This window comes from Streptomyces sp. TRM64462, from assembly GCF_013362995.1.
In the GTDB taxonomy this organism is placed as follows: domain Bacteria; phylum Actinomycetota; class Actinomycetes; order Streptomycetales; family Streptomycetaceae; genus Streptomyces.
Window position 1 is genome coordinate 1 of sequence record NZ_JABWDV010000174.1, and the last position, 21,265, is coordinate 21,265.

Sequence of the window (21,265 nt, forward strand, 5' to 3'; positions counted from 1 at the left end):
GCCCGCTCGGCAGGGTCCGGGACGGCCCGGCGACGGGGCCGACGGCGGCACCGGCGACGGGGCCTGCGGCGGCGCGGCCGGCCGGCCCCCGGGAGGCGAGCCCGCGGGGGACGAGTCCGCGGGCGACGGAGGACGCCTCCGCCGCCACCGCGGTCACGACCAGGACGCGCAGCGTCACACCTTCTTGAGCTCGAAGTGCCAGATGCCGACCGGCTTCTTCGTCTTCTCGTGCGTCTCGACGACGGCGATACGGAGGCTCTCGGGCCCGCCGCCCGCCTGCCCGGCGAAGAACGCGCTGGCGCTGATCGAGCGGTACGTCTTCTTGTACGGCTCCGGCTCGGCGGGCTCGCCGTTGATGAACAGCGTCCAGCCGTTCTCGGCGATCTCCGGGTCGACGCCGAAGCGGATCCGGTCGTCGAGGGAGACCTCGACGACCTTGCCGCCGGTCTTCTGCAGGCACTCCTGCGCCTTGGACTGCTTCAGCCCGTCGGCGTCGTAGCAGCCGGAGGTGGCCTCGGTGTGCACGGATTCGGTGCCGACCGTCACGGTCGCGATCGGTGTCGGCTTGTCGCAGGCGGAGAGGGCGAGGAGGCCGGCGGAGACGGCACCGAGGGCGACGCCGGCCCGGCGGGCCCTACCGGAGAGGAACGCAACGGTCATGGGGCGAAGGCTATCGGGCCTGGCCGCCGACGGCGCATGGGGGGCTCACACGACGCGCGGTCGGCGTGGCGGGCGCCCGCCGTGGTGCCCGCCACCGCGCCCGCCACCGCGCCCACCCCCGTGCCCGCCATCGTGATGCCGCCCACCCCCGTGCCGGGCCGAGCTGATGAGCCCGCGCCCCGCGACGGCGACGCCGACGGCCAGGATGAGCGCGGCGGCGGCCATGCCGAGGGTGCCGTTCAGGGGCAGGGAGATCCCGACGGCGCCGCCGACCACCCACGCCATCTGGAGCAGCGTCTCGGAGCGGGCGAACGCCGACGTACGGACGGACTCGGGGACGTCCCGCTGGATGAGCGCGTCGAGGGACAGCTTCGACAGGGCCTGCGCGAGCCCGGCGACGGCACCGAGGAGCGCCACCACCAGCCCGCTGAAGAAGATCGCCGCGAGGAGCGCGGCGGTGAGCAGCAGCGTCAGCATCGTCGCGATGATCACTTCGGGGGCGCGTGCCTTCAGCCAGGCGCCGATGGCCGTACCGCAGGCGTTCCCGGTGCCGGCGGCGACACCCACGATGGCCAGGGACACGGCCGCGCTCTGGCCGTCGAGCGGATGGACGCGCAGCAGGAACGCCAGGAAGAAGATCAGGAACCCGGAGAGCCCGCGGATGGCGGCGTTCGCCTGGAGCGCGTGCAGCACGGCGGGCCCGACGGTCCGCAGGCCCGGCTTCTGCTCGCCGTGCGTGAGGATCCGCGCCTTGCGTTCGCCGCGCGCCGAGTCGACCTTGTGCGGCAGGGTGAACGCCAGGAACGTCCCGAGGGCGAACAGCGTGAACGCCCCGTACAGCGGCCACTCCGGGCCGATCTGGTGGAGGCCGATCCCGAGGGGCGCGGCGGCCCCGGTGGCGAGCAGGCCGGCGAGGGTGACGCGCGAGTTGGCCTTCACGAGCGAGAAGCCGTGCGGCAGCAGCCGCGGCACAACGGCGGAGCGCACCACTCCGTACGCCTTGGAGGAGACGAGCACGCCGAGCGCGGCCGGGTACAGCTCGATGCCGCCGGTGGCGACGGCGCCGGACAGCATGAGGGCGAGGAGCGCGCGGGCGAGCATGGCGCCGGCCATGGCGGCGCGGCGGCCGTGCGGGATGTGGTCGAGGAGCGGGCCGATGACGGGCGCGAGAAGAGTGAACGGCGCCATGGTGATCGCCAGGTAGAGGGCGACCCGCCCGCGTGCCTCGTCGGTGGGCACCGCGAAGAAGACCGTCGACGCGAGCGCGATGGTGATCATGACGTCGCCGGCGCCGTTCACGGCGTGCAGCTCGATGAGTTTGCCGAGCCCGGACTCCCCGGCGCCCTGGGCGTGCGTGGCGCGGCGGATGCCGCGGGCGGTGCCGGTGAACGGCAGGTGCACGGCCCGGCCGACGCCGCGGCCCGCAGCGCGCAGCCGCCCGGCGCGCCGGGCGTTTCCGGCCCGCCGGGTCGGCTTCGGGGGTCCCGGGGGCCCGGGGGGCCCTGGGGACGGCCGCGCGGCTGCCACGTCGCCATAGTGCCCCACGGGCCCCGTTCGTGAGCGGTCCTGAGAGCTACTTGGGGCGGCCATGTGGGCCGAGGGCGGCGGAGGGGGTAGCGTGCGTAGCGCGCCACCGGCGGAAAGTTCTCGGCCGCGCGCCTCTTCGGCATCCCGCAGAATGGATGACATGAGGTGGGCCCGAGCACGTCGGGCGTGGGCGTCGATGCGGTCCGAAGGTCCGCTCCGTCCGCAGCCCGTGTTGTCGCGCATCGGCCGGCGCACCTGTGAGACGGCGTAGGAGAGAAGCGAGACCTGTGAGTGCTGCGACGACGCGAAGCCGTGCCCGGCGTACCCCCGCCCTCGACCGCCTGTGCGCCGAGGCGGTAGATCTCGCCCGGGAGGCCGCCGACGAGGCGGCGGCGCCCGGCGTCGTCGGTGAGTACGTGGAGGCGGTGGCCGAGGGCGACCGGGTCGTCACGCACTTCTTCGAGTGCGGTGAGGCCGGGTACCGGGGCTGGCGCTGGGCGGTGACGGTGACCCGCGCGTCCCGCGCGAAGGCCGTCACGCTCGACGAGACGGTGCTGCTGCCGGGGCCGGACGCGCTGCTGGCACCCGAGTGGGTGCCGTGGAGCGAGCGGCTGCGCCCGGGAGACATGGGCCCGGGCGACCTGCTTCCGACCGAGGCGGACGACCTGCGCCTGGAACCGGGCTACACGGGCGAGGACGAGCCGCCGCCGAACTCCGCGGTGTCGGAGGAGATGACGGACCTCGCCGACGTGGAGGACGTGGAGTTCGTGCCGCGTACGCCGTCGCGGGGCGCTATCGCGGCGGTCGCGGACGAGCTGGGCATGCGCAGGGCCCGGGTCCTGTCGCGGTACGGCCTGCACGTGGCGGCGGACCGCTGGGAGGAGGCGTACGGCGCGAAGACCCCGATGGCCCAGGCGGCCCCGGCCTCCTGCGTCTCGTGCGGCTTCCTGCTGCGCCTGGGCGGCTCCCTGGGGCAGGCCTTCGGCGTGTGCGGCAACGAGTTCTCGCCGGCGGACGGGCACGTCGTGTCCCTCGACTACGGCTGCGGCGGCCACTCGGAGGCCGCGGTCATGCCGAAGCCCCCGCGCCCGGCGCCGCCGGTCCTGGACTCGATGGCGGCCGACGAGTTCCCCCTCCGCCCGCCCCGCGACAGCGGCTCGGTCCCGGAAACCCCGGACCCCACCTCGGAGGACCTGGGCCACAGCTGACGGCCCGGGGCCCCGGGGCTCACGCCGCCCCGCACTCCACGAGGGGCGGTCCTCACACCTCCCCCGGCACACCCCCGCCGGCAGCGGCCACCCGGTCGCGCCACGACACACGCCCCGCCTCTGCCGGTCCGGCGGCAGCGGTACGGCACCGGGGACAGATGGTCTCGTCCTCGACGGGCCGGAACAGGTGCTCGTCCCCGCCCCCGTCACAGGCGACGAGCTCCCTGGCCCGCGCGACGGCCGTCCACGCATCCGTCCCCGGCGGCTCGGCGGCGGCGGGCAGCTTCTCCACCAGCCGATGCCGCAGGAACCCGACGGCGCACCGCACCCCACCGGGCGGCAGCCCGGTCGTCAGCGCCCGGCACAAGTCACCCACGGAAACCCCCCGCCGCAACCACTCGGCGGCGGCATCAGCCAGCTCCCGCGCCTCGCGCACGCCGAGCAACAGGTCGCGACTGATGTACCGTAGCGAAAGCAACACCCTCTCGGCTTTGGCGACTTCGGGCACTTCGGGCGCGGGCACGCCCTGTGGTTCGGCCTCTTCCGTTTCCTGCCCAGGTACTTGGGGTGGTGGGTGGGGAAGTTCGTTCTTCTTACAGTCTTTGTCTTCAGGTCCAGAGCCACCGACGTCCCGACCGCCCGGCTGACCGACTGCCGGTTCCTGCGCACTCGGAGGCAGCCCATCCCGGACCCGGGCCGCCTCCTCACGCGAAAGGGTGACGTCTGCCAGCAACTGATCGGTGGCCCACCGCCCCCGCCCGCTCTGGTACCGCCACTGATGCAGGAACCCGCAGGCCACCAGCAGCTCCTTGGCCTTCTGGTAGGCCCGCCCCTTGATGCCGAGCTCAGCGGCGTACTCGCTGAGGCTCTTGTCGCGGCCACCCTCGGGCAGTGACTGCACGTGCATCAGGAGGACCTTGGCATCACTGTTCAGCCGCCGATGGCGGATAAGGCTGTTCGGAACCTTCGTGTAGCACCGGGTAGGCGCGATAGCATGCCGAAGCATCCCTGGTGGACTCCATTCTCCACGAGTGGTGAAGGTCCTCGGCTGGTGTTGCGAGCACCACCGGGGACCGCTCCGCTTCCACGGAGCGTGACGACACGGTCACCGTAGCGCATCGTCGGCACGCATATGCAATAACACCCTTCGCTCGCAAACCAGTTCGCACCCGTAGGCGACAACTCAACCGCTGCGAGGGCGCGCGAGGCAGTCGGACTACGACTTTCCCGTTCTGGAAAGGATCAGCCCTTGACCCTGTCGCGAACAGGGCGGAAGCATCGAATTCGACAAGGGCTGTCACGAGAGGGGAAGCCATGGCGGCACCGCTGCGGAAGCTGTCGGGAGACCCGGAGTGCAGGAATGGCACGTGTCCGACGCTGTGGGGCACGGAGGACGGCGAGGACTACGTCGTACAGGGCTACGTGATCAATGATCTTGAGCGACTGGCACAGCTGGATCTACCTGAGGGCGAGACAGCTGTCGTGGTCCCGGCTGCCGTACTGGAGGGGTACTTCCGTGCTCGGCCTTGAAGAATTCGGCCGGCTCTTCGAGACCTTCGAGCAGACGGCGTTCCGCCTGGAAACGCTGGCCGTCTACGCCGTGGAGGAGGAGCGGGAGGAGATCGCCCGCTTCCTCGCCGGTGAGGACATGGGCCCCGAGTGGGACGACAACCCGTGGGTCCGGTCGATGACTGACAAGGGCAAGCGCGTTTCGCGCGTTCACGTCCTGCGCTCCCCGCTCACCGACTACCTGCGGTACGAGCTGTCGGCCTACCCCGGGAACGTCAAGGCAGGGGAGTCCATCGGGATCATCGACCTGGCGGAGCAGGAGGTGACCGGCCTGCCGAACCACGACTTCTGGCTCTTCGACGACCGTGACGTATACCGGATGCACTACACCCCGGACGGCGAGTTCGCCGGCGCGGAGCTTCTGCCGGCCGATCGGCTCGCCGAGTATCAGAACTACCGGGACCTGGCCCTCAGTCATGCTGTCCCGTTCACGGCCTACTGGGAGCGGCGCCACTGACTTCTGACTCGATCGGGAGAGCCCTGCGGGCACTGCGGGATGCATCGGGACTGACCGGTGACGCGGTGGCCCGCAGGGCCTCCATGTCCGCAGGTAAACTCTCAAAGATCGAGAACGGCCGGACCCTGCCGACCGTGCAGGACGTCGATCTGGTCCTGTCCGCCCTCGGCGTCTCAGAAGAGGTCAAGGAAGAGTTCCTCGCCGCGGCCCGAACTGCGGTCACAGAGGCCACGGCCTGGCGGCTCATGCGCCGCATGGGCCCTTGGAAACATCAGTCCACCATCAAGGCCATTGAAGCCAACACGACCCTCCTCCGACTCTTTCAGGGACAGCTCGTACCAGGTCTTCTCCAGACTCCCGAGTACGCCACAGCGGTATTCTCCCTGCCCCCTGAGCTACCGGAGGAGACCAAGACCCGGACCGTGGCGGCGAGGATCGCGCGCCAGTCCACGCTCTACGAAGAGGGCCGGTCATTTCACTTCGTGGTCTGCGAACACGTCCTGCGGTGGTTGGTCTGCGAACCATTCGTAATGGCCGTGCAATTGGACCGGCTCGTGTCCTTGTCTCGGCTCCCGAACGTCTCCATCGGGATCATCCCCGCGACGGGCAGAATGCCGGACTTCCCCATGAACTGCTTCAGCATCCATGACGCCCGACTCGTTCTGATCGAGACCTTTCACTCCGAAATCACAACTCGGGACCCCAAGGACGTCGCGACTTACGTCGACGTCTTCGAGCGGTTTTCCGCTGTAGCCCTCTACGGGGACGCGATGCGGATTCTGACGGAGCGTATCCGAGACGGGTTCTTACGTTAACAGGAAAGGGTATGGGGTCGCTTGGATGGCGGCCCCATCATGGCTCTCCAGAAGACACGAGTTCAGGGAGAATCCATGCCAGCGCCTCCTGCCGCACAATCCGGCCCTGTGTATCTGGCCCTTCCCTCGACGCCTCCCGCGCCTGCGGAAGGGTGCGACGTCTGTGCCGCACTGGCGCGGCAGCGGTCCGAGGCTCGGGGGCTGGGGGACTTCTCGGCCGTGTCGGACTGCAACGTCGAGATCGCCGCGCACGGCAGGAGGCACTGACGATGCCGATGGAGCTGGAGCAGTGGCGGGCGTGCTGGGCGCGGGCCGAGGCGGCGGCTGAGGAACTGAGGGCCGCGTTCGCCGCGCTGGGGATGGCGCCGGCCGTGTGCCGGACGCTTCGGCCCATCGTCACTCACCAGGGGCGGGTGTACGTCGGTATAGGGCAACTACCGGAGGACGCGGCCCGGATGGTCGCGCGAGCCCTGAGCCCCGAGGGTGCCACCGTAGGGGGAGACGCCGGGCAGTCGGCTCGGACGCGCCGTGATCCGGCAGGGGGCGCTTCCCCTCGTACGGAATCCGGCATCCCGTGAGTTCTGTTCCGGCCGTCGTTTCCCCAGCCGTCCCACCCTCAGGGATTCTCGATGCACCACCACGGCTACACGTGGGTCGGCTCCGGGCTTCACCGGGTCCGGGCCGGTGTTCGGAGGGCGGGGCATCCCGAGTTCGCCACCAGTCCGGTACCTCCGTTGGAGCTCGCGCACTGGCTGCTGAAACCCGCCTCCTTCGTACGCGGCACATGGGAGGACCCGAAGGAGGCCGCGGGATGGTTCGCCGAGCAGGTGCGCCCGCACAAGGAGGCCTTCACCTTCCGTCACGACCGTGAGGTCCTGGAAGAGCGGCTGGCGGCCGTCGCCGACGTCGCGGCAGGAGGGGAGGACGTCGCGGGGGGCTGGTGGCTCGGCGGGCAGCGGTTCCTCGGGGTGTATCTCGTCGGATGTCGGCCGCACCGGTTCCGGCCCCGGTACCCCTGCCCCTCCGGCGCGGCGTGAAGAGACCTGGCCGTCATCGCCAGGGGGCGCGGGCGCCGGGCCGGGGCGGGGGCGCGGTACCTTCGGCGGCAGAAGGGTCACCACGGCAAGCAGAAGCGGAGCACATCGTGAGCGTGAGGGCGACGGCGGCGGGCGAGGGAACCGACCCGTTCGGGACCGCGCGGCTGCGGCGCGGTGTGCTCGACGCGTGGGGCGCGGGACCCGCCAGGTTCCGCGAGGACGCCAACGCCGAGGAGGAGCTGAGCCTCGGCGGCTACCGCGACCGCCTGGTCGTCGAGCTGGCGCAGAACGCCGCCGACGCCGCGGCACGCGCCGGTGTCCCGGGCCGGCTCCGGCTGACCCTGCACCCGGCGGACGCCGAAGGCCCCGCCGTGCTCGCCGCGGCGAACACGGGCGCGCCCCTGGACGCGACGGGCGTCGAGTCGCTGTCCACGCTCCGCGCGTCCGCGAAGCGGGAGGGCCACGAAGGCGCGGTCGGCCGCTTCGGCGTCGGCTTCGCCGCCGTGCTCGCGGTGAGCGACGAGCCCGCGGTCATCGGGCGGCACGGCGGTGTGCGCTGGTCGCTGGCCGAGGCCCGCGACCTGGCCGCCGATGCCGCGCGGCACAGCCCCGGCCTGGGCGACGAGCTGCGCCGCCGCGACGGCCACGTGCCGCTGCTCCGCCTCCCGCTGCCCGCCGAGGGCACCCCGCCAGCCGGGTACGAGACGGTGGTGGTCCTCCCGCTGCGCGACGCCGCCGCCGTGGACCTGGTGGAGCGCCTCCTCGCCGGTATCGGCGACGCCCTGCTGCTGACCCTCCCGGGCCTGGCCGAGGTCGTCGTGGAGACCCCGCAGGGCGCCCGCACCCTCACGCGCGCGCACGCCGACCCGTACGTCGTGATCGACGACACCGCGAAGGCCGCGCCCACCCACTGGCGCACCGTCACGCACAACGGCCCGGTCGCGCCCGCCCTGCTCAAGGACCGCCCGGTCGAGGAGCGGCTGCGCCCGCACTGGTCGGTCACCTGGGCCGTCCCGGTCGACGCGGAGGGCGCGCCGGTGTACCCGGACACGGCGCCCGTCGTCCACGCGCCGACGCCGACCGACGAGCCGCTGACCGTGCCGGCGCTGCTCATCGCGTCGTTCCCGCTGGACTCGACCCGCCGCCACCCGGCGCCCGGTCCGCTCACGGACTTCATCGTGGCGCGCGCCGCGGACGCGTACGCCGAACTGCTCGCCGCCTGGCGGCCGGTGACGACCGGCACCATCGACCTGGTGCCGGGCCCGCTCGGCAAGGGCGTGCTCGACGGGGCGATCCGGGGCGCGGTCCTGGAGCTGCTGCCACGTGTGGCGTTCCTCGCGCCCGCGGCGCCCTCCGAGGAGCTGACGGCGCTGCGCCCGTTCGAGGCGGAGGTCGTCGAGGGCGGGGGCGCGGAGACCGTACGGGTCCTGGCGGAGGTGCTGCCGACGCTGCTGCCCGCCGGTCTGGAGCGCCGCGCAGAGCTGCGCGCCCTGGGCGTGGCGCGGCTGCCGCTGGGCGACGCCATCGACCGGCTCGCGGGCGTGGAGCGGGCCCCGGAGTGGTGGCACCGCCTGTACGACTCGCTGGCGGGCGTCGACCCGGACCGGCTGACCGGCCTCCCGGTGCCGCTCGCCGACCACCGCACCACCATCGGCCCGCGCCAGGTCCTGCTGCCGCTCCCGGACACGCCCGCGGACCTGGCCCGCCTGGGCCTGAAGGTGGCGCACCCGGACGCGGCGCACCCGATCCTGGAGAAGCTCGGCGCGCTCCCGGCGACGCCCCGCGCGGTGCTCACCACGCCGCAGGTGCGGGCGGCGGTCGCGGCGTCCCTGGACGCGGACGAGGTGTGGGACGAGAACGAGAACGCCCTGGACGCCGACGAGCTGGCCGAGACGGTCCTGGCCCTGGTCCGCGACGCGGGCCTCGAACCGGGCGACGAGCCGTGGCTGGGCGCCCTCGCCCTCCCCGACGAGGACGGCGAACTCGCCCCGGCCGGTGAACTGGTCCTGCCGGGCGGCCCGTTCGCCTCCGTCATGCGCGAGGACGAACTGGCGCTGTGCGACGCCGAGCTGGCGGAGCGCTGGGGCGAACAGCCGCTGGCCGCCTGCGGCGTGCTCGCCAACTTCGCCCTCGTACGGGCCACCGACGTCGTACTCGACCCGGACGAGCTGGAGCCGCGCGACACCGACTACGCGGAGCCGGACGACGTGGGCCTGCTGGACGCGGTCGACGTGTGGTGCGAGGACATCCTGGACCGGCTCCCGGAGAGCCCCGTCCCGCCGGTGGCGACGGAGATCGTGGCGGTACGGGACCTGGACCTGGTCGACGACGACGCGTGGCCGCAGGCCCTGGCGCTCCTCTCGCAGCCCCCGCTGCGGGACGCCCTGACCCAGCCGGTACGGGTTCTGCTGCCCGACGGCACGACGGAGACCGTCCACGCGTACACCGCCTGGTGGCTGCGGGACCACCCGGTGCTGGGGGGCCGCCGACCGGTGGGGCTGCGCGCGCAGCGCGAGGGGTCGCATCTGGAGGGCCTGTACGACCCGGTGGACACGGCGGGCTTCCACGACGAGGAGGTGCTGCACGCCCTGGGCGTACGGACGTCGGCGCGGGCCCTGTGCGAGGAGCCGGGCGGCGCGTCCGAGCTGCTGGGCCGGCTCGCGGACCCGGAGCGGTCCGTGACGGCGGCGCAGCTGCACGTCCTGTACACGACGATCCTGGTGTTCGGCCCGTACGAGCTGAGTCTCCCCGACCGACTGCGTGCCGTGGTGGACGGCGAGGTGCGGGTGGTGGACGCGGACGACGCGGTGGTGGCGGACGCGCCGGACCTGATGCCGCTGGCGGCCGGGCTGCCCCTGCTGCCGGTGCCTCCGGCGCACGCGGCGGCCCTGGCGGAGCAGTTGCAGGTACGGCTGCTGAGCGAGGTGCTGCGGGAGCGGGCGGAGGTGGCGTCGGAGGGCATGGAGCGCGAGGTTCCGCGTCCGGTGCACACGCTGCTCGGCGCGGGGACGCCGGCGACGTACGTCGAGCACGAGGAGCTGCTCGTCGCGGGCGGTACGGAGCTGGACTGGCGCCTCACCCCGGACGGCACGGTGCACGCCGCCACCCTGGAGGGCGTGGCGGCGGGCCTGGCGTGGGCGGCGGGCCAGTGGCCGAGGCGCTTCGAGGTGGCGGCGCTGCTGGAGGACGAGTCGCGGACGGAGGAGCTGGAGACGGCCCGCTGGTTCGACTGAGAGTCCCACCGGGGGGATCACGCCGGGAACCGCCTCCCCACCCACCGCCACGCGAACTCCAGCAGCACAGCGGCGGTCGCCGCGATGCCCACGGCGGCCCACGGCAGGGTCGTGCCCACGAGCTTGAGGGCGAAGAAGTCCTGGAGCCAGGGCACGACCAGCACCACGAGGAACCCGGCCGCCATCGCCGCGACCAGCCCGATCCGCCACCACGTGTACGGCCGGGCGATGATCGCCAGCACCCACAGCGACACGAGGAACAGCGTGAGCGTGGCCGCGCTGGTCTCGGCGGCGAGCGCGCCGGGCCCGCTGTAGTGGCCGCCGGCGAGCAGGTACGTCGAGAAGGTGGCGGTGGCCGCGATGAGCCCGGCGGGCACGGCGTACCGCATCACGCGCCGGACGAAGTGCGGTTTGGCGCGCTCCTTGTTGGGCGCGAGCGCGAGGAAGAAGGCGGGTACGCCGATGGTGAGCGTGGACAGCAGGGTGAGGTGCCGGGGCAGGAACGGATACTCGACCTGGAACGCCACGACCAGGACGGCGAGCAGCACGGAGTACACCGTCTTGGTCAGGAACAGCGTGGCGACGCGCGTGATGTTCCCGATGACGCGCCGCCCCTCGGCGACGACGTACGGCAGGGTGGCGAAGCTGTTGTTGAGCAGCACGATCTGGGCGACGGCGCGGGTGGCCTCGGAGCCGGTGCCCATGGAGACGCCGATGTCGGCGTCCTTGAGGGCGAGGACGTCGTTGACGCCGTCGCCGGTCATGGCGACGGTGTGGCCGCGTGACTGGAGGGCGCCGACCATGTCGCGCTTCTGCTGCGGGCTGACGCGCCCGAAGACGACCCCGTCCTCAAGGGCGCGGGCCATGTCGTCCCGCTCCGCCGGGAGGCGCCGGGCGTCCACGGTGTGCTCGGCCCCGGCGAGGCCGAGCTTGGCGGCGACGGCGCCGACGGACACGGCGTTGTCACCGGAGATGACCTTGGCGTCGACGTTCTGGTCGGCGAAGTAGGCGAGGGTGTCGGCGGCGTCGGGCCGCAGCCGCTGCTCCAGGACGACGAGGGCGGAGGCCTCCGCCTTGCGGGCGATCTCGGGGTCGTCGAGCTCGCCGCCGACGCCGTCGACACCGCCGCCACCGCCGGCACCGCCGCCACCGCCGCCACCGCTGACGCGTGCGAGCAGCAGCACGCGCAGCCCCTGCTGGTTGAGCCCGTCGACGTCCGCCAGGACGGGATCGTGCTCCGGGAGCAGCACATCGGGCGCTCCGAGGAGCCAGGCGCTGGTCTGCCCGTCGCCCTCGCTGAAGGCGGCGCCGCTGTACTTGCGGGCGGAGGAGAAAGGGAGGGCCTCGGTGCAGCGCCAGTCGTCGCTGTCGGGGTAGGCGTCGATGATGGCCTGGAGGGAGGCGTTGGGCCGGGGGTCGGACTCGCCGAGTGCGCCGAGCACCTTCTTCACGTACGCCTCGTCGGCGCCGTTGAGTGAGCGCAGTTCGGTGACGTCCATGCCGCCTTCGGTGAGGGTGCCGGTCTTGTCGAGGCAGACGACGTCGACGCGCGCGAGGCCTTCGATGGCGGGCAGCTCCTGCACGAGACACTGCTTGCGCCCGAGCCGGATGACCCCGATGGCGAAGGCGACGGACGTCAGCAGCACCAGCCCCTCGGGAATCATCGGCACGATGCCGCCGACGGTCCGGGCGATGGAGTTCTTGAAGTCGGCGCCCTTGAGGAAGAGCTGGCTGATGATGAGGGCGGTGGCGGTGGGGGCCATCATCCAGGTGACGTACTTGAGGATGGTGGAGATGCCGGACCGCAGCTCGGAGTGGACGAGCGTGAAGCGGGACGCCTCTTCGGCGAGTTGGGCGGCGTAGGCCTCGCGGCCGACCTTGGTGGCGGTGAAGGCCCCGCCGCCGGCGACGACGAAGGAGCCGGACATGACGCTGTCCCCGGCGCGCTTGAGCACGGGGTCGGCCTCACCGGTGAGCAGCGACTCGTCGACTTCGAGGCTGTCGGCCTCGGCCACCACCCCGTCGACGACGACCTTGTCGCCGGGCCCGAGCTCGATGAGGTCCCCGAGGACGATCTCGGATGTGGACACTTCGACGGCGCGCCCGTCCCGCCGGACGGTGGGCTTGGCCTCCCCGATGACGGCGAGCCCGTCGAGGGTCTTCTTGGCGCGGAGCTCCTGGATGATGCCGATACCGGTGTTGGCGACGATGACGAACCCGAAGAGGCTGTCCTGGATGGGCGCGACGATCAGCATGATCACCCACAGGACGCCGATGATGGCGTTGAAGCGGGTGAAGACGTTGCCGCGCACGATGTCGACGGCGGACCGCGAGCTGCGGACGGGAACGTCGTTGACCTCCCCCCGCGCCACCCGCTCGGCGACCTCACCGGCGGTCAGCCCACCGGGCCGGTACGGAACGACCGCCTCGGCCGCCTGGGCCTCCTGGGCCGCCTCGGCCGTCTCGCCGCTCTCCGCTGCCACGCTCGTGTCGGTCCTGGCCCGCTGCGTCATGTCTCCGACGGTACGGCCGGAACCCGGCCCTCACCCCCCGAGCGCCCGCAAGATCCGACCCAGGTAGGACCCGGATACTCCCGTGGCGCTACGACTCCGCCGCTACGGCTGCCGGGCGTCCTGGGCGTGCCGGGCGCGCTTGAGGGCGGCGTCCCGCTTGCGGACGTACCAGATGCCGATGAGGCCCAGGCCGCCGCCGGCCAGGCAGGTCCAGACCCACCAGTCGAGGTCGCGGTCGGCGAACCAGCCGAGGAACGGGACCTGCACCAGGAAGAGGACGAACCACAGGATCGTGCCGCCGACGATCGTGGCGACGACCGGTCCCTCCAGGGGTTCGGGTGCCTCGTACTTGGGGGTCCATTTGGCCATGCCCCACATCGTATGCGGCCCCCGGTTCTACGCGCGGAGATAGCGATCACACGATCATATGTTCATACTGAAACGGTTTGCCGTGGACCCGGCCCAGTCGTACGAACGCACAAAGCCCAAGGGTCCCAGCGGCGAAACGCCACCCCCGCCCCCGCACCACGAGGTTCTCCATGCCGTCCACGGTCACCGCTCCCCCGGCCGCACCCGGGCAGCAGCCGGCCGACCCCGGCCGCAGCACGCTGGACCGGTTCTTCAAGATCTCGGAGCGTGGCTCCACCGTCGGCCGTGAGGTACGCGGCGGTTTCGCGACGTTCTTCGCGATGGCGTACATCATCGTGCTGAACCCGATCATCCTCGGCTCCGCCCAGGACATGTACGGGCACCAGCTCGACGGCGGCCAGCTCGTCACCGCGACGGTGCTCAGCGCCGCGTTCACCACCCTCCTCATGGGCGTGATCGGCAACGTCCCCATCGCCCTCGCCGCCGGCCTCGGCGTCAACACGGTCGTGGCCCTCCAGCTCGCGCCCCGCATGGCGTGGGCGGACGCGATGGGCATGGTGGTCATCGCCGGCTTCATCGTGATGCTCCTGGTGGCGACGGGCCTGCGCGAGCGCGTCATGAACGCCGTGCCCGTCGGCCTCCGCAAGGGCATCGCCATCGGCATCGGCCTGTTCATCATGCTGATCGGCCTGGTGGACTCCGGCTTCGTCTCCCGCATCCCGGACGCCGCGCACACCACCGTCCCGCTCCAGCTCGGCGCGGACGGGCACCTCTCCGGCTGGCCGGTGCTGATCTTCGCGATCGGCACGCTCCTCACCCTCGCGCTGATCATCCGCAAGGTCCCGGGCGCCATCCTCATCTCGATCGTCGCGATGACCGCGCTCGCCATGACCGTCAACGCGGTGGTGAAGGTCCCGTCCTGGGGCCTGACCACGCCGACCTGGCCCGGCAACCCGGTCGCCAGCCCCGACTTCGGACTGTTCATGCAGGTCAGCCCGTTCGGCGGGTTCGAGAAGGTGGGTCTGCTCACCGGCTCCCTGTTCGTCTTCACCGTGCTGCTGTCCTGCTTCTTCGACGCGATGGGCACGATCCTCGGCGTCGGCGACGAGGCCAGGCTGACGGACAAGGACGGCAACTTCCCCGGCATCAACAGGGTCCTGCTGGTCGACGGCTTCGCGGTGGCCACCGGCGGCGCCACCTCGTCCTCCGCGACGACGTGCTACGTGGAGTCCACGGCGGGCGTCGGCGAGGGCGCCCGCACCGGCCTGGCCTCGGTCGTCACGGGCGGACTCTTCGCGGTCGCGCTGTTCCTCACCCCGCTCGCCACGATGGTCCCGTCCCAGGCGGCGACGCCCGCTCTGGTCGCGGTCGGGTTCCTGATCCTGGCCGGGTCGATCAAGGACATCGACTGGAGCGACTTCACCATCGCGGTGCCGGCGTTCCTGGCGATGGTGATGATGCCCTTCACGTACTCGATCACGAACGGCATCGGCATCGGCTTCATCGCGTTCAGCGTCCTGCGCCTCGCGGCGGGCCGCGGCCGCGAGGTACCCGCCGCGATGTACGTCGTGTCGGCGGTCTTCGTCTTCTACTACGCCATGCCGTCCCTCGGCCTCACCTAGGCCTCACGCAGTCCTCGTTCCACGGCCTCACGTGAGCCCGTAGAACTTCTCCGTCTCGTCGACGGCCGCGTTGAAGCGCTCGTCGAAGTCCTCACGAATGAGCGTCCGGACCACATAGTCCTGGACGCTCATTCCACTTCTCGCCGCATGCTGCCTGACCCGGTCGAGCAGCTCTCCGTCTATCCGCAGGCTGAGCACTGTCGATCCCATGCCCGACAGAGTCGCGCCGGCCTCCGCGCCCGCGCGTCGCTTTTCGACTGATTCTCACTCCTTCGAGTGATGCATCCCTCAGATAATCCCACTGGTCTTTAGGCAGAGTAATGAGTTACTCTAAAGACTATGCCTGACCTGTCCCGTGGCACGCGGTACGGCGACGACGCCGACGCGGCCGCTGTGAACGCACTCCGTTCCGCCGTCATGCGGCTGTCCCGGCGGCTGAAGCACCAGCGCGTCGACGAGTCGCTGAGCCCGACCGAGATGTCGGTGCTCGGCACCCTCGCCCGATGCGGCTCGGCCACCCCCGGTGAGCTGGCCCGCAAGGAGCATGTGCAGCCGCCGTCGATGACCCGCATCGTCGCCCTCCTGGAGGCCAAGGGCCTGGTCCGGCTGGAGCCGCACCCGGACGACCGCCGGCAGAAGGTGGTCAGCCAGACCGAGCGGGCCGAGGCCATGCTGGAAGAGTCCCGCCGCAAGCGGAACGCCTGGCTGGCATCCCTCGCCGAGGGGCTGGACGAGGACGAGTGGGCCAAGCTGCGCGAGGCCGCTCCCGTACTGGAGAAGCTCGCGCACCTGTAGAGAGACCGAGCCGAGGAGGCGAACCCTTTTGAGGACGGGAAACGGAGCAGACTCCGCCCCCGGACATCATCCAGACCACGATCGCAACACACAGCACAAGCCGCACCGGCGGTCTAAGCGGCATAAGCAGAACGGGACCTTCTCCTCCTTGAAGGTCCGCAACTACCGGCTGTTCTTCACCGGGGCCATCGTCTCCAACACCGGCACCTGGATGGCCCGCATCACCCAGGACTGGCTGGTCCTGAGCCTCACCGGCTCCGCCGCCGCCGTCGGTATCACCACCGCCCTGCAGTTCCTCCCGATGCTGCTCTTCGGCCTGTACGGCGGCGTCATCGCCGACCGCTACCCGAAGCGGCGCCTGCTGATCGTCAGCCAGGGCGCGCTCGGCCTGTGCGGGCTGACCCTCGCGGGACTCACCCTCTCCGGGCACGTCCAGGTGTGGCACGTCTACCTGGTCGCGTTCCTGCTGGGCATGGTGACCGTCGTCGACAACCCGACCCGGCAGTCCTTCGTCTCCGAGATGGTCGGCCCCGGCCAGCTCCGCAACGCCGTCAGCCTGAACTCCGCGAACTTCCAGTCGGCCCGGCTCGTCGGCCCCGCCGTCGCCGGTCTGCTCATCGCGTCCGTCGGCAGCGGCTGGGCGTTCCTCGTCAACGGCCTGTCCTTCCTGGCCCCGCTCGCCGCCCTGCTCCTGATGCGCCCCGCCGAGCTGCACAGGGTGGAGCGCGCCCCGCGCGGCAAGGGCCAGCTCCGGGAGGGCCTGCGCTATGTGGCGGGCCGCCCGGAACTGATCTGGCCGATCGCCCTCGTCGGGTTCATCGGCACGTTCGGGTTCAACTTCCCGATCTGGCTCACGGCCTTCGCGGACGGCGTCTTCCACGTCGGTCCCGGAACGTACGGCTTCCTCAACACGCTCATGGCCGTCGGCTCCCTCGTCGGGGCGCTGCTGTCGGCGCGGCGCGGCACCTCGCGGCTGCGCATGCTGGTGGGCGCGGCCGCCGCGTTCGGCGTCCTGGAGATCGCCGCCGCGCTCTCGCCGTCCTTCTGGCTGTTCGCGCTGCTGCTGGTGCCGATCGGCATGGTGGGCCTGACCGTGAACGTCACGGCGAACTCGTCCGTGCAGCTGGCAACGGACCCGATCATGCGGGGCCGTGTGATGAGCCTGTACATGATGGTGTTCGTGGGCGGTACGCCGCTGGGCGCGCCCCTCCTGGGCTGGATCACCGACACGTACGGCGCCCGCGTGGGCTTCGCCACGGGCGGTGCCGTGTCGCTGGCCGCCGCCGCGGTGATCGGCCTGGTACTCGCCCGCGCGGTCGGTGTACGGCTCCGGGTCGAGCGGCGGCCGGAGGGCGGGCGGCCGCGCCTGCGCTTCGTACCGCGTGAGGCACCCCGCCGTACCGAACCGGCGCGGGAGCTGGCCACCGCGGCGTGACCGTAAGGCCACTGCTACGGCCGCAGAGCCGTGGCCGCGGCCGCGGCCCGATCGGGGCCTCACACACCGCGGCCGGCGTGCCAGACTCGGGAGCATGAGGCTTTTCGCTGCCGTGCTGCCGCCGCGACCGGCGGTCGAGGAACTGGCTCTCCTGGTGGACGAGTTGCGCGCCCTGCCCGGCGCGGACGAACTGCGCTGGACGGGCCGGCCCGGCTGGCACTACACGCTGGCGTTCATGGGCGAGGTGGACGACGAGCTGGTGCCCGACCTGTCCGACCGCCTCGCCCGGGCCGCGCACCGCACCGGCCGGTTCCCGCTGCGCGTCCACGGGGGCGGGCGGTTCGGTCGCCGGGCCCTGTGGGCGGGCGCGGCGGGCGGCCTGGACGACATGCGGCTGCTCGCCGAACGCGCGGACGCGGCCGCCCGGCGCGCGGGCGTCCCGATGGACGAGCACCGCCGCTACCAGGCCCACCTGACGCTGGCCCGCAGCCGCGTGGACACGGACCTGCGGCCGTTCGTCGCGGAGCTTGAGCGGTTCAAGGGCTCCCGCTGGGAGGTGGCCGAGCTCGCTCTCGTACGGAGCAACCTGCCCACGTCGGGCGTGGCGGGCGAGCGGCCCCGGTACGAGACGGTGGAGGCCTGGCCGCTCGGCCATGCCGGGTGAGGTCCGGTTACCCTCGAAGGGTGGACCCGAAGACACGGAACCGGATCATGGCCGGTGTACTCGTCATGATGTTCGCGATCATCGCGGTGGCGGCGGCGGTCGGCCAGTAGCCCGGCCGACCGCGCCGCGCTCGCGCGCGCCCCTGCTACCAGGCGAAGGCCTCGGGGGAAGGCCCCGGGCCCGGGAAGATCGCGTCGAGCTCGGCCAGCAGCTCCTCGCCCAGCTCCAGCTCGATCGCCCGCAGCGCGGAGTCGAGCTGCTCGGCCGTACGCGGCCCGACGATGGGCCCGGTGACGCCGGGGCGGGTGAGCAGCCAGGCCAGGGCGACCTCGCCGGGCTGGAGGCCGTGCTTCTCCAGCAGGTTCTCGTACGCCTGGATCTTCTCGCGCAGCTCGCTGTCGGCGAGCGCTTCCGCCGCCCGCCCGCCGCCCGACCGGGGCCCCGCCGCGCCCTCGCGCTCCTTGCGGAGGACTCCGCCGAGGAGCCCGCCGTGCAGCGGCGACCAGGGGATGACACCGAGCCCGTACTCCTGGGCGGCCGGGATGACCTCCATCTCGGCGCGCCGCTCGACGAGGTTGTAGAGGCACTGCTCGCTGACCAGCCCGACCATGCCGCGCCGCGCGGCGGCCTCGTTGGCCTGGGCGATCTTGTAGCCGGGGAAGTTGCTGGAGGCGGCGTAGACGATCTTGCCCTGCTTGATGAGGACGTCGATCGCCTGCCAGATCTCGTCGAACGGGGTGTCCCGGTCGATGTGGTGGAACTGGTAGACGTCGATGTAGTCGGTGTTCAGCCTGCGGAGGCTGGCCTCGACGGCGCGCCGGATGTTGACGGCGGACAGCTTGTCGTGGTTGGGCCAGGCCGGCCCGTCGGGGGCCATCGACCCGTACATCTTGGTGGCGAGGACCACCTTGTCCCGCCGCTCCGAGCCACGGGCGAACCAGGACCCGATGATCTCCTCGGTACGTCCCTTGTTCTCGCCCCAGCCGTAGACGTTGGCGGTGTCGAAGAAGTTGATGCCGGCGCCGAGCGCCGCGTCCATGATGGCGTGGCTGCCGGCCTCGTCCGTCTGGGGCCCGAAGTTCATCGTGCCGAGGACGAGTCGGCTGACCTTGAGTCCGGTGCGTCCGAGCTGCGTGTACTCCATGGGACGTAAGCCAACGCCTTGGAGTGCGCTCGAATCAAGAGCGAGTTCGACGGTTGGTCAGCTGGGGTCAGTCCCTGGCGAAGTCGTCGGTGGCAAGGACGAGTCCGACGGGCGTGCCGGTCAGGTCGACGGGACGGCCGAAGACCGACCGCGCCTCGTCCGTGTACTCGCCGTCCTTCGGCTGCGTGTGCACCACCCATTTGCCGGTGTACGGGTCGACGATCAGGTACACGGGCACGCCAGCGGCGGCGTACGCGTCCTTCTTGGGGCCGTAGTCGTTGAGGCCGGTACCCCTGGAGATGACCTCCGCGACGAAGACGACGTCCTTGTGGTGGAAACGGCCCTTGTCGTCGGGACCGGCGCCCTCGGCGATCAGGGTCACGTCCGTCGCGAACCCGTTGAGGCGGCCGGGGTAGTCGATCCGGACGTCCGACAGCACCCGCTTACGCGGGTACTTGGTCCGGAGCTGCTCGATGATGCCCAGGATGATGTCCCAGTGGTTTGCGCGCTGAGGCGTCATGACGATGGTGCCCCCGACGATCTCGGTCTTGAACCCTTCGGGGACGTGCATCTCCTCAAGCGCCTCGAACATCGCGTCCAAGGTCCACTCGTCGCTGCTCTCGGCCATGACGATCCTGTCGTTCTCTACGACGGTCACAGTGGCGCTCCTCCCCGCTGCCTCCTCTTCGGGCAGCCGCGCACTACAACGGTAGCCACCGCAACCCCGACACGCCCGTGGCGACAACTCGCCAGTCGCCTATTCCAGGGGAAGACGCTCGGTGTCGAGGATGACACCAGGGGGCCGAGGACGACGGGGTGACCGAAGGCGACGGTGGTCTCCTGGACGTCGGCGGTCATCGTGGCGCTCCTCCCCGCTGCCCGCGCTCTCGGGCAGCCGCGCACTACAACACCGCTCGCCGCAAGAGCGACACGCCCGTGGCGACAACTTGCCACGGGCGGGGCGGCTTCGAGCCGGCGGGCGGCTAGCGGTTGCCGATGGCGGCCAGGCCGCGCTGGAGGTCCTCGAGGTTCATGCAGGGCTGGACACTGATCTCGGCGCCCGCTTGCGCGTACAGGGGTTCGGTGATGACCGGGAGCTGTGAGGGGTCGTCCATGTCGAAGACGATCACGCAGCTCCGGCGACCCTTGTCCGGGGTGAAGTAGGCCGCCTCCGGCTTCAACTGCTCCATCATCGTCTTCAGGATCTCGGGCATCTTGCCGTTCTTGATCAGCTCGCTGGACTTCTGGGTGTCCATGGTGGCGCGCAGGATCATGCGCATCGGGGTGCTCCTTCACGTGGGGATGGGGGCGGGTTCTGCATCTGCCTGCTCCGCCACCGTCCGTCGCCCGCCCGCGGTCCGCTACCCGGCGTCGACCATCGTGGTGCATTTGCGCACAGGTGGCGCAACACCGGATGCCCTCCGCTTTCAGCGTCCGGCGGTGCGGCGGACGCTGGGGCCGATGTCGACGTACCGCCCCGAAGGCAAGGGGACGCTGCTCAAGGTGCCGCTGCTGGTCGCCGCGGCCCTCCTGCTGTGCGCCCAGGCGCTGGGCCTGCCCCCGGCGTCCCGGCCGCCGCACGCCGCCGCCGACGGGGTCGGGTCCGGGGGGCTCAGCCTGTCCGTGACGGTCAACACGAAGCCCGGACGCGCCGCCGAGCGGCGCGGTGTCCGGACCGGCCACCCGGTCGTGAAGCGCTACCGCGTGACGAACCGTTCGGGCGCCGACCTGCACGGCGTGACGGTGACGGACCCGGCCGCGCCGGGGAAGGCGCTGCGCTGCCCCGGCGGCCCGAAGTTCTGGATGCGGGGCATGACCAGCGTCGTCTGCACGTCCCGCGTCGCCGCCGCGCCCGGACGGCACACGTCGACCGTGCGGGTCAGCGGCCGTATCCCGTCGCTGGGCAAGCGCCCGAAGGCGTCGGCGGTCGCCGGCTACCAGGGCGTGGCGGGCGCGCTGACGCTCGGCGTCTCCGTACGGCGGGCGGTCAGCCCGCGGGCGGAGCTCCGGTACGTGGTGGCCAACCCCGGCAACCGGCCCGTGTACGGGGTGCGGCTCACCGACCGGGGCCTGCCCGGCGTCCGGTTCGACTGCGCGGGGCGCCCGGCACCGCCGGCCACGCTGGCGGCGGGTGCGCGGGTGGTGTGCGTGGGGCGCGTGGCGGGGCTGCGCCCGGGTGCGTACCGGAGCGCCGCCGAGGTACGGGGCAGTGACCGG

At 71.8% G+C, this 21,265-nt stretch carries 20 protein-coding genes; 11 read left to right on the forward strand and 9 right to left on the reverse strand.

What is annotated here, in order from left to right; genetic code table 11:
• Window positions 1-174: 174 nt before the first annotated feature.
• Entirely contained in the window at window positions 175-660 is a 486-nt protein-coding gene (locus HTZ82_RS08020; protein WP_175408598.1) for a DUF2771 domain-containing protein, read from the reverse strand.
• Between the two features lie 45 nt (window positions 661-705).
• Complete coding sequence (locus HTZ82_RS08025; protein WP_254711708.1) at window positions 706-2,250, reverse strand: MFS transporter; 1,545 nt, start codon at window positions 2,248-2,250, stop codon at window positions 706-708.
• A 224-nt stretch (window positions 2,251-2,474) separates the two neighbouring features.
• Between HTZ82_RS08025 and HTZ82_RS08030 the strand changes: the two genes are divergently transcribed.
• Window positions 2,475-3,395: a DUF3027 domain-containing protein gene (locus HTZ82_RS08030; protein ID WP_175408599.1), complete on the forward strand. Its 921-nt coding sequence runs from the start codon at window positions 2,475-2,477 to the stop codon at window positions 3,393-3,395.
• 52 nt (window positions 3,396-3,447) lie between these two features.
• On the opposite strand, the gene HTZ82_RS08035 is transcribed toward HTZ82_RS08030, so the two are convergent.
• Window positions 3,448-4,302 (reverse strand): hypothetical protein, encoded by an 855-nt coding sequence (locus HTZ82_RS08035; RefSeq protein ID WP_254711709.1) that lies wholly within the window; start codon window positions 4,300-4,302, stop codon window positions 3,448-3,450.
• A 407-nt stretch (window positions 4,303-4,709) separates the two neighbouring features.
• Here HTZ82_RS08035 and HTZ82_RS08040 point away from each other — a divergent pair, with 407 nt between their 5' ends.
• The 5 genes from HTZ82_RS08040 (at window position 4,710) to HTZ82_RS08060 (ending at window position 10,506) form a co-directional block, all read left to right on the forward strand.
• Entirely contained in the window at window positions 4,710-4,925 is a 216-nt protein-coding gene (locus HTZ82_RS08040) for a hypothetical protein (RefSeq protein ID WP_175408601.1), read from the forward strand.
• Complete coding sequence (locus HTZ82_RS08045; protein WP_175408602.1) at window positions 4,912-5,421, forward strand: DUF6879 family protein; 510 nt, start codon at window positions 4,912-4,914, stop codon at window positions 5,419-5,421. The genes HTZ82_RS08040 and HTZ82_RS08045 overlap by 14 nt, the downstream gene beginning before the upstream one ends.
• Before the next feature lie 23 nt (window positions 5,422-5,444).
• The gene (locus HTZ82_RS08050) at window positions 5,445-6,236 is read left to right on the forward strand and encodes a helix-turn-helix transcriptional regulator (RefSeq protein ID WP_302852216.1); all 792 of its coding nucleotides are present in this window, start codon (window positions 5,445-5,447) and stop codon (window positions 6,234-6,236) included.
• A gap of 734 nt (window positions 6,237-6,970) precedes the next feature.
• Window positions 6,971-7,273, forward strand: a complete 303-nt coding sequence (locus tag HTZ82_RS08055; RefSeq protein WP_254711711.1) for a hypothetical protein — start codon at window positions 6,971-6,973, stop codon at window positions 7,271-7,273.
• 107 nt (window positions 7,274-7,380) lie between these two features.
• On the forward strand, window positions 7,381-10,506 hold the full coding sequence (locus HTZ82_RS08060; protein ID WP_175408604.1) for a sacsin N-terminal ATP-binding-like domain-containing protein: 3,126 nt from the start codon (window positions 7,381-7,383) through the stop codon (window positions 10,504-10,506).
• A gap of 17 nt (window positions 10,507-10,523) precedes the next feature.
• On the opposite strand, the gene HTZ82_RS08065 is transcribed toward HTZ82_RS08060, so the two are convergent.
• A complete protein-coding gene (locus HTZ82_RS08065; RefSeq protein WP_175408605.1) occupies window positions 10,524-13,019 on the reverse strand; it encodes an HAD-IC family P-type ATPase in 2,496 nt (831 codons plus the stop codon).
• A 102-nt stretch (window positions 13,020-13,121) separates the two neighbouring features.
• The gene (locus HTZ82_RS08070; protein ID WP_175408606.1) at window positions 13,122-13,388 is read right to left on the reverse strand and encodes a DUF2530 domain-containing protein; all 267 of its coding nucleotides are present in this window, start codon (window positions 13,386-13,388) and stop codon (window positions 13,122-13,124) included.
• Window positions 13,389-13,558: 170 nt separating this feature from the next.
• Here HTZ82_RS08070 and HTZ82_RS08075 point away from each other — a divergent pair, with 170 nt between their 5' ends.
• On the forward strand, window positions 13,559-15,010 hold the full coding sequence (locus HTZ82_RS08075) for an NCS2 family permease (RefSeq protein WP_175408607.1): 1,452 nt from the start codon (window positions 13,559-13,561) through the stop codon (window positions 15,008-15,010).
• Between the two features lie 27 nt (window positions 15,011-15,037).
• On the opposite strand, the gene HTZ82_RS08080 is transcribed toward HTZ82_RS08075, so the two are convergent.
• Complete coding sequence (locus HTZ82_RS08080; RefSeq protein WP_175408608.1) at window positions 15,038-15,220, reverse strand: ribbon-helix-helix protein, CopG family; 183 nt, start codon at window positions 15,218-15,220, stop codon at window positions 15,038-15,040.
• 129 nt (window positions 15,221-15,349) lie between these two features.
• Here HTZ82_RS08080 and HTZ82_RS08085 point away from each other — a divergent pair, with 129 nt between their 5' ends.
• The 3 genes from HTZ82_RS08085 to thpR all read left to right on the forward strand — a co-directional run bounded on the left by HTZ82_RS08085 (window position 15,350) and on the right by thpR (window position 17,904).
• Window positions 15,350-15,805: a MarR family winged helix-turn-helix transcriptional regulator gene (locus tag HTZ82_RS08085; protein ID WP_175408609.1), complete on the forward strand. Its 456-nt coding sequence runs from the start codon at window positions 15,350-15,352 to the stop codon at window positions 15,803-15,805.
• Window positions 15,806-15,833: 28 nt separating this feature from the next.
• Window positions 15,834-17,240 carry an MFS transporter gene (locus HTZ82_RS08090; RefSeq protein ID WP_175408610.1) on the forward strand — a complete coding sequence of 469 codons (1,407 nt, stop codon included), beginning with the start codon at window positions 15,834-15,836 and terminating at the stop codon, window positions 17,238-17,240.
• A gap of 94 nt (window positions 17,241-17,334) precedes the next feature.
• Window positions 17,335-17,904, forward strand: a complete 570-nt coding sequence (gene thpR / locus HTZ82_RS08095) for an RNA 2',3'-cyclic phosphodiesterase (protein ID WP_175408611.1) — start codon at window positions 17,335-17,337, stop codon at window positions 17,902-17,904.
• 145 nt (window positions 17,905-18,049) lie between these two features.
• Here thpR and HTZ82_RS08100 read toward each other — a convergent pair whose 3' ends face one another.
• From HTZ82_RS08100 to HTZ82_RS08110, 3 genes are all read right to left on the reverse strand, one after another.
• Window positions 18,050-19,048 (reverse strand): aldo/keto reductase, encoded by a 999-nt coding sequence (locus HTZ82_RS08100; protein ID WP_175408612.1) that lies wholly within the window; start codon window positions 19,046-19,048, stop codon window positions 18,050-18,052.
• Window positions 19,049-19,115: 67 nt separating this feature from the next.
• Window positions 19,116-19,706, reverse strand: a complete 591-nt coding sequence (locus HTZ82_RS08105) for a Uma2 family endonuclease (RefSeq protein WP_309235372.1) — start codon at window positions 19,704-19,706, stop codon at window positions 19,116-19,118.
• 325 nt (window positions 19,707-20,031) lie between these two features.
• Window positions 20,032-20,328: a DUF3303 family protein gene (locus HTZ82_RS08110; RefSeq protein ID WP_175408613.1), complete on the reverse strand. Its 297-nt coding sequence runs from the start codon at window positions 20,326-20,328 to the stop codon at window positions 20,032-20,034.
• 181 nt (window positions 20,329-20,509) lie between these two features.
• Here HTZ82_RS08110 and HTZ82_RS08115 point away from each other — a divergent pair.
• A partial coding sequence (locus HTZ82_RS08115) for a hypothetical protein (protein WP_175408614.1) occupies window positions 20,510-21,265 on the forward strand: 756 nt, incomplete at its 3' end.

Excerpts from the sequence above, each read along its gene's own strand:
- HTZ82_RS08075 (WP_175408607.1), top strand. The coding sequence starts at position 13,559 with ATGCCGTCCACGGTCACCGCTCCCCCGGCCGCACCCGGGCAGCAGCCG.
- HTZ82_RS08100 (WP_175408612.1), bottom strand. The coding sequence starts at position 19,048 with ATGGAGTACACGCAGCTCGGACGCACCGGACTCAAGGTCAGCCGACTC.
- HTZ82_RS08065 (WP_175408605.1), bottom strand. The coding sequence starts at position 13,019 with ATGACGCAGCGGGCCAGGACCGACACGAGCGTGGCAGCGGAGAGCGGC.
- HTZ82_RS08070 (WP_175408606.1), bottom strand. The coding sequence starts at position 13,388 with ATGGCCAAATGGACCCCCAAGTACGAGGCACCCGAACCCCTGGAGGGA.
- HTZ82_RS08035 (WP_254711709.1), bottom strand. The coding sequence starts at position 4,302 with ATGCACGTGCAGTCACTGCCCGAGGGTGGCCGCGACAAGAGCCTCAGC.
- thpR (WP_175408611.1), top strand. The coding sequence starts at position 17,335 with ATGAGGCTTTTCGCTGCCGTGCTGCCGCCGCGACCGGCGGTCGAGGAA.
- HTZ82_RS08020 (WP_175408598.1), bottom strand. The coding sequence starts at position 660 with ATGACCGTTGCGTTCCTCTCCGGTAGGGCCCGCCGGGCCGGCGTCGCC.
- HTZ82_RS08080 (WP_175408608.1), bottom strand. The coding sequence starts at position 15,220 with ATGGGATCGACAGTGCTCAGCCTGCGGATAGACGGAGAGCTGCTCGAC.
- HTZ82_RS08025 (WP_254711708.1), bottom strand. The coding sequence starts at position 2,250 with ATGGCCGCCCCAAGTAGCTCTCAGGACCGCTCACGAACGGGGCCCGTG.
- HTZ82_RS08110 (WP_175408613.1), bottom strand. The coding sequence starts at position 20,328 with ATGCGCATGATCCTGCGCGCCACCATGGACACCCAGAAGTCCAGCGAG.
- HTZ82_RS08040 (WP_175408601.1), top strand. The coding sequence starts at position 4,710 with ATGGCGGCACCGCTGCGGAAGCTGTCGGGAGACCCGGAGTGCAGGAAT.
- HTZ82_RS08085 (WP_175408609.1), top strand. The coding sequence starts at position 15,350 with ATGCCTGACCTGTCCCGTGGCACGCGGTACGGCGACGACGCCGACGCG.